Source organism: Sphingopyxis sp. BSNA05 (assembly GCF_013265645.1).
In the GTDB taxonomy this organism is placed as follows: domain Bacteria; phylum Pseudomonadota; class Alphaproteobacteria; order Sphingomonadales; family Sphingomonadaceae; genus Parasphingorhabdus.
Genome location: NZ_PYIA01000142.1, coordinates 1 through 13596, shown reverse-complemented (window position 1 = coordinate 13596; position 13596 = coordinate 1). Strand labels below are relative to the sequence as shown.

The window sequence follows — 13596 nt, the reverse complement described above, 5'->3', positions numbered from 1 at the left end:
TTTCGACATCAGCTTCGCCCGCGCGGCTTTGAGATTGAAGTCGGGGTGCGCCCGGTCGACGCTATCCTTGACCAGACTGACCTGCCAGCGAAGCTCGGGATCGACGATGGACCGCTGGATCAGGACGCGCTTGCCTTCAGGGTTCTCGAACCATTCAAAGCGACGCTCGCCATTGGCGTTGCGCAGCAGGCCCAGATTGCTGCCCTTCGGCCGTGCCGCGAGATTGCTGGTCAATAGTGTCGGATAGGTGTCAGCGGTGCCGTGGCAGTCCTTGCAGCTGATTTCGACCGCATTGGCAACCTCGCCGTATATCAGGCCGTTGCCGTGACTGTCCTGACCAAAATGGCAGTCGGCGCATTGCATGCCGACTTCGGCATGGATGCTCATCATGTGGACCGATTTGCCTGGGTTAATCCCTGCTTCGACAAATTTCCCTTCGCCTTCCTTGCGGAATTTTTCCGGATCATCATTGGCAACGATATTCTCGGTATCGGTGCTGTAGCTCGCCTGATTGCCCTCGGCGTCAAGCAGATTGCCGTCGCGGTCGCGTTTGAGGATCGCCCGGAAATTCCAGCCATGGCCGTGATAATCGGCAAATTGCGTGTCCTTGGCGTCGTCATTGACGTCGTAGACATTGCGCAGGAAATCGATGTCAGCCCACAGGCCCTTCGGCGCCGCGCCTTCGGGATTTCGGTCGAGAACCTTGCGGACTTCCTCGGCATCTGGATATTTCTGCTGCTTATATTTTGCCTGATATTCCGCGTCGCTCATGCCTTCCGGCTTGGGCGTCTTGTTATCCGGACCCGGCCACATATAGGGGGCGTCGGACTCATAATCCCACATCGTGTAGCCGAGATAGCTGTTCAGGAAGATGTTCGGCTGGTGCATGTGGCAGTTCATGCACTGGGCAGTCGGGATGGCCCGGGTGAACGCATGTTGTATCGGATGGCCTTTTTCGCGCTTGGCGGGATCCGTGTCGCCGCCATGATCATCGCCATGACCGGTGTCTTCCCCGTGATAGCCTTTGGCGCCGTGGGCGGCATCATAGCTGCCAAAGCTGCCAATCCGATGTTCGCCCTCTGCCAGATTGCGGATCGTAGGATCAACCGTCTGGGTCTGGCCGTCGCGCCCGAACTTGGCCCAAATCGAGCTATGCCGCGGTTCGCGGTCATTCGCGTAGACGACGTGGCAGCCTGCGCAGCCAGACTGGCGATAGTCGCCGGGCTGGTCATTGGTGCCCATGAACCACATGAACGGGTCGTTGAGGCGGGTCTTGTGGATGTTGAGCACCGGAATGGCGACGCGCAGGCCGGTTCCCGGGCCGCGATTGGATTGCTTGAGATCAGGCCTACCGGGCTCTTCCAGCCGCTGGATGATGCCGCCGATATTGGGCAGTCCAATCTCCGGGAACTGGGTGTTGATATTGCGGCCGCCGCGCTCGAACACACGGAAGATATCGCCCGGCGGTACCGTGTGCCAGGTCGGGAGCGGATAGAGAATCGGCAGCGCACCGCGTTTCTTCTCGGCTTCGGTCACGGTGCCGTGCGGATTGCCGGGTGACTTGATCGTCGCCGGCTCGCCCTTGCGGGTATAGGCCTCGCCGAACACATAATTTTTGAACGGAACAATGCCGTTGTTATAGGCGGCTCCGCCCCACAGCATGGCACCGGTTGCCATCAGTGACCGTTCCGATGCCTCGATAATTTCCATATGGCAGGCACCGCAGGATTCGCGGGCCACGCGATAGTCCGACGGATTGACGAAACGGACAAATTCCGGTGATTCCTTGTTCAGCAATCCATAGCTGCGCTTGGGATTGGCGGAAGACGGCCAGTGCCAGCTTTCGGGATATTTGGGCAGGACGTGCGCCTTGGTCAGCGCATCCATATAGGCGAGGCTGTTTTTGCCCCATTCATTGTTGCCAATGACCGAAGCATCGCCGCCATGACAGTCGACGCAGCCGAGTACCACAGCGGGGGTCTCGTGCATCGTCTTCTGATCGCTATCAGTGTGACAGCTCTGGCAGCCGCTGCTCTTGGCTTGCGCCTCGTCCCAGGTCTGGTTCTGCGGGGCAGGGGGCGTGAAGCTATAGTCGACCTTTTGCGGTTTTTCCTTGCCTGCTGCAAGCAGCAGCGAGGCGGGAGTGACTGTTAGCGCTAGGGCACCCAGCCCCGCGAGGATCGATTTGCTATTGCCGATCAGAAGGTTCCGTATGCCCATCAGAAAGCCAATATCGCGTTGAGTAGAATCGAATAGTGGAAGTCGCGTTTGTCGGTCTGGTCGAACAAATCCTTGAATCCTTTTCCGGGTATCAAAGCAGCGCCCGAGAGGCGGAATACCATATTCTGCGTGGCTTTCGGGCGGTAGATGGCCGCCAGCGACAGGTCCCATCCAATATCCCGTGGGATCGAACCTTCGACGCGCAGGGCTTCGAGGCTTTCTGTCTTGTGGAACCAGAGATGGTTGGCATTGCCGGAAAGCCGGAAATCGGGGGTCAGGTCGGCATCGACGCCGACGCCGGCCAATATCGTGCCGGGATTGTTGAAATTGCTCTGGCCCTGTTCCTTTGACGAACGAAGCGAGTTTAGGATACCGTTACGACCGTTGATCGAGATCACCCTGCCACCGCCGGCGAAAGGGATGGTCTGGCGGATCCAGTAGCTGGTGTCGGCTCCGGCAAAAATCGGGTTTTCGAAGATCGCGTCAAAGCCGGCTTCGGTATTATTATAGGGATTGCCATCGCCGCTGGCGAACAGGCCGGAGGCGCGGAAGCGCAGGAAGTCAACGTCATAGCTGGCTTCCAGCGCACCGAAATAGGCTTCGATTTTGCCGGTTCGCTGGTGAAGAAGCTGTTCCAGTCCTCGCCAAAGGCGCCGTAGACCTGACCCGTCAGATTGATCCGCCCGATCCGTCCGTCAAAGGCATAGCCGGGATAGACGACATCATAGGCGCGGCCCCTGAGATCGCCGAGCAATGCGGGCCGGACCGGAAAGCCATTGTCGTCAATCTCGACGTCGGACTTTTCGCGGTTCATATTATAGGTCAGGCTGAACTGGCTCGTCAGACCGACGAAGGGCAGATCCTGCCGGTAGAGATTGGCGAAGAAAATATAACTTTCGCGCGGGGTCTGGGTGATGTCGTTGAGACCTGAATTGGTGTCTTTTTCCAGTTGGACAAAGGCACCCAGATTATACTGGATCCGGTTGTTGTCGCGGGTCCCGAACAGGCGGAAACCGAGCTGGTTGTCCTGGAACAGGAAACCGCGGAAATCAGCCTGCATCGGCTGGATACCGATGCGGAAGCTGTCGAAGTCATAGCGGGCCGAGGTGTTGCGGATATGATAGTCGAAAAATGCCTCCTGTACGCCGACAAACCAGTCGGTGCGATGCGAGGATTTCGACGGTTCGACGAACAGGACCCGGCGCTCCGGGACATTCACATGATTGACCTGGGTCGCCAATGTCAGGCGATATTCAACATCGGGTGGCTTGTAGGCGGTGGAGCCCTTGATCAGGCAAAGCCGGTGATGAATGTCTGGGCATAGACTTCCGAACCGGACCGTCCGAAAACGTCGATGCTATTCGGGCGTTCGGTGGTCTGGACGCCGACGGGGATAGGGAAACTGCGGGGTTCGACGACCGTATCCGAAATCAGGTTGGCGACGAAAAACCAGTCATCGCCCTTGAGAAAGCCCGGTTTCTTGTCGGCCGGGATCGGCTTGTCGCCCTTCAACACATTCTGGTGATAGGGATTGAGCGTGCTGTGGCAGTTGTTTCGCAGTGCCCCGAACAAAGTATAGATTGCGTCGTCGCCGCCCTTGGCGGGGCAGAGGCTTTGCATGATCCGCCAGCGGTCGGGAACCGGGAATTCGTCGGTTGGAAAGGCTTCCGGCGGCGGGGCATTGACTGCGCCGGGATTGTTCTGGGTTACCCGGTCTGGCAGGCGCTGCTGGACGCCAGGACGGCGGCGACCGTCGATCAGGGCGTCATCGGCGGTCAGGCTTTCCATGTCCGTTTCGAGCGGAACCGGCGCTTCGGATTGCGGCAAATTGGAAGACTTGGAAGCATCTTTCGGCGGCAAAGGGGCCGCCGCGGTTTTGTCGTCCTTTTCGGGCTCTTCTTCGTCGGAATCCGGTCCCCCATGCCCGTTTCCTGGCCAAAATCGGCAGATTTTGTCCGAATCCATGCAAATTCTTCCCCCGCCGCCAAAGCCGCAAGAGAGGCTTCCATATCCTCGACCGATGCCCGCTGTGCTTCCAGCTGCTCGGCCTGGCCTGACATTACCGCCAGGATCGGTACGAAGGAGGCTGAGAGTCCGGCCATCAGTCCTACAGCCCCTCGCAGACATTTTGTTCGTTGCTGTCGAGGAACGGCGCGAAGGGGCAGTTCACATAGCGCAGCCGGACATTGGCATTGCCGAGATCGACCACGACATTGTCGGCCCGGATTGCTTTGGGCGCATTGCTGATGGTGCCCAGCCGGACAGCAGCGTTATTGAGACCGAGAAAGCTCGCCATGTCGTCCTGATCGATGCCGTCGCCGGAAACCCCGATGCCGCCGATCAGCTTGTCGCCGCGATAGATCGGCACGCTGCCCGGGAAAATCTGGATGCCGTTGGAGAGACGGTTCTGTCCGCCGGTTCCGGCGATGGCCGGCAATTGGGTGCAGCGCTGGTCGGTGTCGGCACTGGCACCGTTGGAGCGGACAAAGCCGACATGCTGGACGATATTGGGAAAGACCAGATCAAGCTGCAGGCCGACCGCGAACGGGCTGAACCGGGATGACTGATCGATCGACAGCGGTCCTGGCGGGCGCCCTATTTCGCCATCGGGAAAATAGGGGCGGGACAGATTGCCGCCGGACCGGTCAGCGAAGGCGACCGTTCCGGTCAGGGCGTTGGGGTCGCCAAGGAAATTGCGCACCCGCTGCACATGGGCTGGCACATTGGCGAAAGGCGCGAAGACCGGTGTTGCGAGCAGCTGCTGACCCGCGACGCTATTCGAGAAAAAGGCCGCCGTTCGCGCTTTTTGTAGCGACACATCGGTGCCGAAAATCGGGCCGTCGGGTGTCCGGACGATGCCCAATATCTGGCCGTGGGTATCGACGACGCTGACGGTGGCCTGCATCCGGCTGTCCAGCGGCTGGCGAATCTGCGCTCTGGCACGACTGACCACAAGGAATGCTTCTTCCAATATCGCACGCACTTCGCTTGCCGTTAGCGGAGCGGTCACCGCCGCCGCATCGGTGCCGCCGCGGATCGGATAGCGATTGGCGCCACTGCCGTCGGTCAGCACGAAGGCATCGCTGTTCCTGAATTCGCTTGTCTTCGAGGCCCGGATGCCGGATGCTTCGGTTCCATAAGCGGTGCCGGCGATGATCGGGCCATTGCTATAGCCTTTGACGGCGATCAGCTGGCCGATGGCGATATTGTTTATGGCGGCAAAATTATTCTGCAGCGGCGACAGGTCGGAGACCACCATATCGCTGAACCGCAGGGATGTGCCGTCGACCGATATCCGGTTGGCGGTAATCGACGCAGATGGCGCAAATCCCTGCATGCCGGCCAGGGCGATTGCCTCCTCGTCATCGACGTCGACATCGAGAATATCGGGGTCGAAGCCATAGTCGCTGTCGCCCATGACGCCGATGCCACCCACGACAACACCATCCTTATAGAGCGGCAGCCCGCCGGGATCGGCGGCAAGGCCAAGCGGCGATCTTTTCGGACCGATCAGCGCACCCGTGCCGCCCATTGCGTTGAAACGCTGGGAGAGATCGGAGCAGGGCAGCTGGCTGAACTGGACACCGAACAAAGGCCCGCTTTCCAGCCCGACGGTGGTCGGTGCAGGCGGAAAATGTTCCTGGGCGATCTGGCTGGCGGTCCGCGAGGAGAAGGCATTGCCGCTGCTCGACAGATAGGCTCCGGTTACCGCCTTGGCGATTGCTGCAGCGGCCGCCGGGACCTGCTGGCCCTGCAGCCCTACCAGATCGGCCGGACCGGCAAGGCCGCCGATCTGCCGGTTGCTGATCGTGATCTCCGATGATCCGCCGTTCGAACCCTGCATGTCAAACACGGCCAGCACATTGCCGACCCGGTCGACCACGGCGATGACCGAAGGCAGGTTGCGGGCCTGCGCTTCACCAACGGCCTGGGCGATGATTGTCTGCACATCGGTAACGGTCAGCGACCGCTGTGCCGGTGCCGCGAACAGGCCGCCGGTTCCCGTCGGGGGCGGTGTGGGCGCGGGTGTCGGAGCAGGCGAGGGTGACGGGGTGCCACCGAAATCATTGCTGTCGCCGCCACCGCCACAGGAGGTCAGAACCAGTGCTGCGGCCGAAAGGGCAGAGGTGAAAAAGGGTTTGCGCATCACCGGACTTCCTATCTCAGCGACCGGATCGTGCGGACCGCGCTGCCCAGCGCGCGCCGGAATTTCAGCGGCTCGTAACTATTGGGTTCGGCGACCGCGGCATAGGCGACATTGATCTGGCCGCGCAGGCTCGACGCGGCGGATTCGCTGACCTGGCCGCTGTTGACCAGACCGTTGAGCAAGGTGTCGATTGCCATCACCGCCTGGACGCTGCCTTCATAATCGGTGAAGCGCGGCGAGATCGCCTGACCAGCGATGCTTTCCATGATCCGAAATGTTTGCTCGCGGCCAAAGCTGGCGCGGGAGAAACGGTCTGCGAGCTGGCTGGCATATTGCCGCAGGCGGGCGGCTTCCTCGACGGCGGGACCGCGGCCCTGCGCCATGGCGGCGTGAAAGGCTTTCGAGCGGCTGTCGAAATCAGCAGCAATATCCGGTGCGGCCACTTTGATCGCGGCGCTGAGCATGATCATATTTTCGTCATTATAAGGCGGCATGCCTTCGGGGATCGGACGTCCGGGATTGTCGACCGAGGTCGGGCGGGCCGAAGCACTGTCATAAATCCGGCGGTGACAGCTGTGGCAATCGTAGAAATAGAATTCCGGGAAAATGCCTTCAGTGGCGATTGCCGGCTTGGTGAACAGGTTGAGCGAACGCTCCAGCGCCATCGCCTGGCCGACCGCCCAGAACTGGACACTGTTGGTCCGGCCCTTGCGACGGATATAGTCAACATCCTCGTCATGATGCTGCTGCAGGGTCGAAAACAGGTCCATTTCGAAGGAAATGCGCGGATGACCGGCGGCCATGATCCGGTGATCGACAAACTGGCCCTTCTTGGCGCTGCCGAAATGACAGTCGAGGCAGACGCCGGCGCGGGCCTCGGATTGTCGAGCGGGATCAGGCCCTGCGCGACATTGCGGGCATGGCTGGCACCGACGGCATAATGGCCGGAAAGCCAGCCGGAGGAGGCACCGTGGCAGGATTCACAACCCACGCCGTCGTTCAGCTGGAAGCGCGGCCCCTTGCTGGTTGCCGCCGTGCTGTGACAGCCGAGGCATTCGGATGCGGAGGACGCGTCCTTGATGCCGAGCCGTTTGGCGATTGCGATGCTGCGGGGTTCGCGCAGGACACGGAAAGCGCGGCTGTGCGCGCCGCCGGGGGTGGATTCTTCCTGCCAGCGCATGATTTCGTCCTGCCGGACGATTTCGCCATCGGCTTCCTGACGCCCGTGGCAGGTTGATCCGCCGCAGGTTGCCACACCAAGATGCGTGCCGCTGGCGAGATCGCTGGCGGCTTCCACCGGTTCGGGGCTTGCCATGGTCGAGATGAATAATGCCGTTGCGACGAGTGCCGAACAGAACAGGCCAGCGGCCAGTGCCGACCAGCCGAGCTTCCACGAAATTTTGTCCCCCATGTGCATCGTTGGCCAATCCGGTTTTCAAACCGGCCCCTCGTTCAGCGCGACGCGACCCGTGCCGTTTATAATAACGACCAGATTACCTATCCGCCAACTGCCTCCTAATGCAAAGGAAAAACGACCGATTTCTTCTATTTTCTAAGGCCTTGACAAGAGACTCGCGCTGTTGCCGAAGCAGGGTGTGGCACATTGGCAACGCTTGCCTGCCTGCCGTCTACCCCGGCTTGCGGCGGATAACCAGATTGCGGATTTCGGTCATGTCCTCCATCGCGAAGCGGATGCCCTCGCGGCCGAGGCCGCTGTCCTTGACCCCGCCATAGGGCATATTGTCGACCCGGTAGGATGGCACGTCGTTGATTACGACTCCGCCGACATCCAGACGATCCCACGCATCCAGCGACTTGAAAATATCGCGGGTGAAGATACCGGCCTGCAGGCCGAATTTGCTGTCGTTGACCTCGTCCATCGCCGCGCCGAAATCGCTGAATTTCGAAAGCAGGGCGAGCGGACCGAAGGCCTCCTCGCGATAGGCATCGGCGCTGGTGTCGACATTCTCCAGCAGCGTCGCCTCGAGCATATTGCCCTCGCGCTTGCCGCCGCACAGCAATGTCGCGCCACCGGCCACGGCGCTTTCGATCCAGCCATGCAGGCGGCTGGCTTCGCCTTCGGAAATCATCGGGCCAATGAATGTGTCGCGGTCTTTCGGATCACCGGAAACCAGCGTCTTGGTCTTGGCAACCAGCATGTCCTTGAAACGGTCGTAGATGCTTTCATGAATGATGATCCGCTGCACCCCGATGCAGCTCTGGCCCGACTGGTAGAAGGCGCCGAAGACAATCCGTTCGAGCGCATCGTCGAGATCGGCGTCATGGTCGACCACCACGGCGGCGTTGCCACCCAGTTCGAGAATCACCGGTTTCTTGCCGGCCTTGGCCTTCAGGTCCCAGCCGACACCGGGGGAACCGGTGAAGGAAAGCAGCTTCAGGCGCTCGTCGGTGGTGAACAGGTCGGCGCCGTCCCGACTAGCGGGCAGAATCGAGAAGGCGCCTTTGGGCAGATCGGTTTCGGCGAGCACCTCGCCCATGATGATCGCGCCCAGCGGCGTCTTGCTGGCCGGTTTCATCACGAACGGGCAGCCTGCGGCAATGGCTGGCGCAATCTTGTGCGCGGCGAGATTGAGCGGGAAATTGAACGGGGAAATAAAGCTGCACGGACCGATCGGAACGCGTTTCCACATGCCCATATAGCCCTTGGCGCGAGCCGAAATGTCCAGCGGCTGGACCTCGCCATAATTGCGGACGGATTCCTCGGCGGCAATGCGGAATGTATCGATCAGGCGCCCGACTTCGCCCTCGGCATCCTTGATCGGCTTGCCCGCCTCGACGCACAGCGAATAGGCCAGTTCGTCATAGCGTTCCTTGAACCGGTCGACGCAATGTTGCAGCACATTCTGCCGCTCGTAGCTGGCCATTTTTGCCATCGGTTCGGTGGCCGATACCGCGCCGGCAATTGCTTCCTCGATGACATCGGGTGTTGCCAGCGCCGTCCGGAAAGCCACTTCATTGGTATATTTGTCGGTGACTTCCAGGTCGCTATTGGGCTGCACCGCTTCATTGTTGAGATAAAGCGGATAGACGTCTTTCAATTTGGTCATAGGTGTCTCGTTTAAACCTTTGCGCTGAGTTCCTTGATCTCGTGGTTCAGGATGCGATCATTGTCGGAATAATCGACCGGAACTTCGATGAGATGCACGCCTTCGCTGTTGAGGCATTTGTCGATGGTTTCCTGCAGGTCCTTGGCGCTCGTGATCCGGTAACCATTGGCACCATAAGATTCGGCATATTTGACGAAATCCGGATTGCCATAGGTCAGTCCCCAGTCCTTGAAGCCCATATTGGCCTGCTTCCAACGGATCATGCCGTAGCTGTTGTCGTTGAGAACGAGCACGGTGATGTTGAGCTTTAACCGAACAGCGGTTTCCATTTCCTGGCTGTTCATCATGAAGCCGCCATCGCCGCAAATTGCCATCACCTTGCGGTCGGGATAGACCATCGCCGAGGCCATGGCAGAGGGCAGGCCGGCGCCCATTGTCGCCAGCGCATTGTCGAGCAATACGGTATTGGCCTGACGCGCCTTGTAATTGCGGGCGAACCAGATTTTATAGACGCCATTGTCGAGACAGATGATCCCGTCGGCCGGCATCGCTTGGCGGACGACCTTGACGAGATGCGGCGGATAGATCGGGCAACGGACGTCGTCATCCATCGAATCCGTATGCTCTTCCTCGGCCCGGCGCGCCTTGTACATCGCGTCGAAATTCCAGCTGCCGGAGGGAACAATATCTTCCTTCATCTGCCAGATCGCATTGCCGATATCGCCGATCACTTCGATCTGCGGGAAATAGACCGGATCAACCTCGGCGCTGTTCATCGATACGTGGATGACCTCGGTGCTGCCGGTCGCCATGAAAAAGGGTGGCTTTTCGATCACGTCATGGCCGACGTTGATGATCAGGTCGGCGGATTCGATCGCGCGGTGGACGAAGTCATTGGCCGACAACGCCGCGCAACCCATGAATTCCTTATGGGTTTCGTCGACCACGCCCTTGCCGAGCTGGGTGGTGACAAAGGGTATGCCGGTCTTCTCGATAAATTGGGTGAGCATGCGGCCGGTGGTTGTGCGGTTGGCGCCGCCGCCGACAACGATGATCGGGGATTTGGCATTCTCGATCTTCTTGGTCGCGGCGCGCACGGCTTTCGCTTCGGCAACCGGACGTCGGGCCAGGCTCGGCGTGATCGGGGTCGAGTCGGTTTCCTCGTCGGCAATATCTTCGGGAAATTCGATATGGGTGGCGCCGGGCTTTTCTTCCTCGGCCAGGCGAATCGCTTCGCGCACGCGGCTCGGGATATTGTCAGCCGAGGCGAGCTGGTGGGTGAATTTGGTGATCGGGCCCATCATGTCGACGACGTCGAGGATCTGGAAGCGGCCCTGTTTGGATTTCTTGATCGGCTTCTGGCCGGTGACCATCAGGATCGGCATGCCGCCGAGTTGCGCATAAGCCGCGGCAGTAACCAGATTGGTGGCACCGGGGCCGAGCGTTGCCATGCACACGCCGGTCTTGCCGGTGTGGCGGCCATAGGTCGCGGCCATGAAGCCGGCGCCCTGTTCGTGCCGGGTGAGAATGAGCTTGATTTTCTTCGAGCGCGACAGGCTGTCGAGCATGTCGAGATTTTCTTCGCCGGGAACGCCGAACAGATATTCAACGCCTTCATTCTCGAGACATTCTACGAACAGATCGGATGCTTTGGTCATGTGGGTCCTTCCCTGGCCGCGATGGCCAGTACTGGTGCGAGTAAATGGCAACGACCCCAATGACCCTCGATCCCCCTCAGAAACGAGACTCACTCTACCCCTATCTAATTGGATGGTAAGTTAAAATTGCCGGAGAGTCACCCCCTTCAATATCCGCGGTCGAAGTCGGCGACGGCGATCATCTCCTCGCCGCTGCGATAGCGTTTGAGGTTTTCGACGAAGCGTGCCGCGGCGCGCTGGAACATCCGGGTTTGCGCAACGCCCGACAAATGCATGGTGATGATGCAATTGGGCGCATCCCACAGCGGGTGGTCGGCGGGCAGCGGTTCCGGGTCGGCAACGTCGAGCGCTGCGCCACCGATGACCTTGTCGTTCAGCGCTGCCAGCAGGGCATCCTGGTCGACCAGCGAACCGCGCGCGACATTGACCAGCCAAGCGGAGGATTTCATCGCGGCAAATTCGTCCGCGCCGAACATATGTTTCGTGTCGCTGGTGGCGGGGGCCGATACGAAGACCCAGTCAAATTCGCCGAGCCGGTCGCGCCAGTCGTCCAGCCCGATGACATTGGGCTCGCCGGTCGCGGTGCGGCGGACGGCGGTCACGTCAACGTCAAAGCCGGAAAGCTTCTTGGCGATCTGCTGGCCGATGCCGCCATAGCCGATGATCAGCGCCTTGCTGTCGTCGATCTCGGTGGTCCCGGGCGGGGTTTCGAGCCAGTTATGCTGGCGCTGGTTGTCGACGATCTGATCCATGCGCTTGGCGGCGGCTAGCATCATCATGACGGCGAATTCAGCGATTGGAGCGCTGTTGAGACCGGCGCCATTGGTCAGGATCGTACCCTGCGCCTTGAGCTGCTCGAGCGGAAAATGTTCGACGCCGGCATAAATGCTGTTGAGCCATTTCAGGTTGGTTGCGGCGCCGATGATCTGCGCCATCTTTTCCTTGTCATACATGTCGAACCAGCCGATTTCGGCGTGAGGTGCGATTGCAAGCGCTTCCTCCGTGCTGGTGAACCAGGTGACATCTAGATCGCCGCAATGCGGTTCGACCAGCGGCCGGACGAGCGATGCCATGGCAGCTTTGGGCTTGACGGTCATATTTTTCGGCCTCCTAAAATCTGTTGTCGCAAGGGCCGGAATCTTGTGTTCCGATGCATCCGTGCCTGTGCGGGGCCTCCGTCTGCGCGGAGGTTCCCCGAGGTAAAATCTAAATCTCTATGGTCCAGTCCCAGCGCAGCGGGTCACCGTCCATCAGCTCCACGTTTTTCGCGGTCAGTTCGTCTCGGATCGCGTCGGCGGTTGCGAAATCCTTTTCTGCCTTCGCTTGCTGCCGCTGGTCGAGCTTTGCCTCGATTGCCGCTTCATCAATTTCTGCACCCGCAGGACGCACCCGCAGTTCCTTGCGCGTCAGGCTGGCAAGCTGAAGCCCCACAACCGAGTCCATTTCCGTTAGCAGAACCATTCTTTGGTCAGCAGGAAGTTTCTTCAGCCCGAGCAATTCTTCCAGTAGCGGCAGGCCTTTCGAACTGTTCAGATCCTCGCTGAGAGCGGCATCAAACTTGTCCCGCAATTGCAGGAGGGCAGGATGGTCTATTGGTGCGGTCTGCCCGTCCGCTTTTTCCAGCAGCCGTTCTACGCCCATGACGATGCGCTTCAGCCGGGTCAGCGCCGCGACCAGATTTTCCCAGGTAAATTCCAGCTCGCTGCGATAATGGGCCTGCAGGCACATCAGACGATAGGCGAGGGGATGGATGCCCCGGTCGACCAGCACCTGCAGCCGCAGGAAATCACCGCTTGATTTCGACATTTTGCCGGCCCGGTCGATCAGGAAATTATTGTGCATCCAGATATTGGCGCCGCTATGCTCGGAGCAGTTATGCGCCTGGTTCTGGGCGATCTCGTTCGGGTGGTGGATCTCGCGGTGGTCGATCCCGCCGGTGTGAATATCAAATTGTTCGCCGAGATATTTATGGCTCATCTGCGAACATTCGAGATGCCAGCCCGGCGCGCCCTTGCCCCAGGGACTGTCCCATTCCATCTGCCGTGTCTCGCCGGCAGGCGTCTTGCGCCAGATCGCGAAATCCTGCGGATGGCGCTTGCCCTCCACCGCCTCGATCCGGCCTTCGATGTCATCGCTTTGCGCGCCGGAAAGCCGGCCATAGTCGGGCACGGTGCTGACATCGAAATAAAGCCCGCTTTCCAGCTCGTAGCAATGTTTGTCGGCAATGCTTTCGGCAAAGGCGATCATCTCTTCGACATGGTCGGTGGCGATCGCCCATTTCGCCGGCTGGCGGATGTTGAGCCGGTCGATATCCAGCCAATAGGCATCGGTATAATATTTGGCGATATCCCAAGCCGACTTGCCGGATTGCGCGGCGGCCTTTTCCATCTTGTCATCGCCGACATCGGCGTCTGAGGTCAGATGGCCGACATCGGTGATGTTGATGATATGGGTGAGCTTGTAGCCCTTCCAGATCAGCGTGCGACCGAGCAGATCGGCAAAA

Annotated in this window: 7 protein-coding genes and 3 pseudogenes; 1 reads left to right on the top strand and 9 read right to left on the bottom strand. The window is 59.9% G+C overall.

The annotated features are described in order from the left end of the window. The 4 genes and pseudogenes from C8024_RS16835 to C8024_RS23735 form a co-directional block, all read right to left on the bottom strand. Positions 1-2220, bottom strand: a pseudogene (locus C8024_RS16835) (hypothetical protein); the annotation flags it as partial. Then, a pseudogene (locus tag C8024_RS16830) lies at positions 2220-4047 on the bottom strand (hypothetical protein). The pseudogenes C8024_RS16835 and C8024_RS16830, both read right to left, overlap by 1 nt. Before the next feature lie 280 nt (positions 4048-4327). After that, positions 4328-6367: a heme-binding protein gene (locus C8024_RS16825; RefSeq protein WP_173207286.1), complete on the bottom strand. Its 2040-nt coding sequence runs from the start codon at positions 6365-6367 to the stop codon at positions 4328-4330. An 11-nt stretch (positions 6368-6378) separates the two neighbouring features. Next, positions 6379-7170, bottom strand: a complete 792-nt coding sequence (locus C8024_RS23735; RefSeq protein WP_367947405.1) for a hypothetical protein — start codon at positions 7168-7170, stop codon at positions 6379-6381. Here C8024_RS23735 and C8024_RS23730 point away from each other — a divergent pair. After that, positions 7156-7308: a hypothetical protein gene (locus tag C8024_RS23730; protein ID WP_367947404.1), complete on the top strand. Its 153-nt coding sequence runs from the start codon at positions 7156-7158 to the stop codon at positions 7306-7308. The two genes, C8024_RS23735 and C8024_RS23730, sit on opposite strands and share 15 nt — an antisense overlap. Positions 7309-7394: 86 nt before the next feature. Here C8024_RS23730 and C8024_RS23725 read toward each other — a convergent pair. The 5 genes and pseudogenes from C8024_RS23725 to C8024_RS16800 all read right to left on the bottom strand — a co-directional run. After that, a pseudogene (locus tag C8024_RS23725) lies at positions 7395-7547 on the bottom strand (hypothetical protein); the annotation flags it as partial. 448 nt (positions 7548-7995) lie between these two features. Then, a complete protein-coding gene (locus C8024_RS16815; protein ID WP_100094153.1) occupies positions 7996-9435 on the bottom strand; it encodes an aldehyde dehydrogenase family protein in 1440 nt (479 codons plus the stop codon). An 11-nt stretch (positions 9436-9446) separates the two neighbouring features. After that, on the bottom strand, positions 9447-11093 hold the full coding sequence (locus C8024_RS16810) for an acetolactate synthase large subunit (RefSeq protein WP_173207283.1): 1647 nt from the start codon (positions 11091-11093) through the stop codon (positions 9447-9449). 146 nt (positions 11094-11239) lie between these two features. Beyond that, positions 11240-12190, bottom strand: coding sequence for a D-2-hydroxyacid dehydrogenase (locus tag C8024_RS16805; RefSeq protein ID WP_254306032.1), 951 nt, complete (start codon positions 12188-12190; stop codon positions 11240-11242). Between the two features lie 109 nt (positions 12191-12299). Beyond that, positions 12300-13596 (bottom strand): cysteine--tRNA ligase (locus tag C8024_RS16800; protein ID WP_173207280.1); only part of this gene is annotated, 1297 nt, incomplete at its 5' end.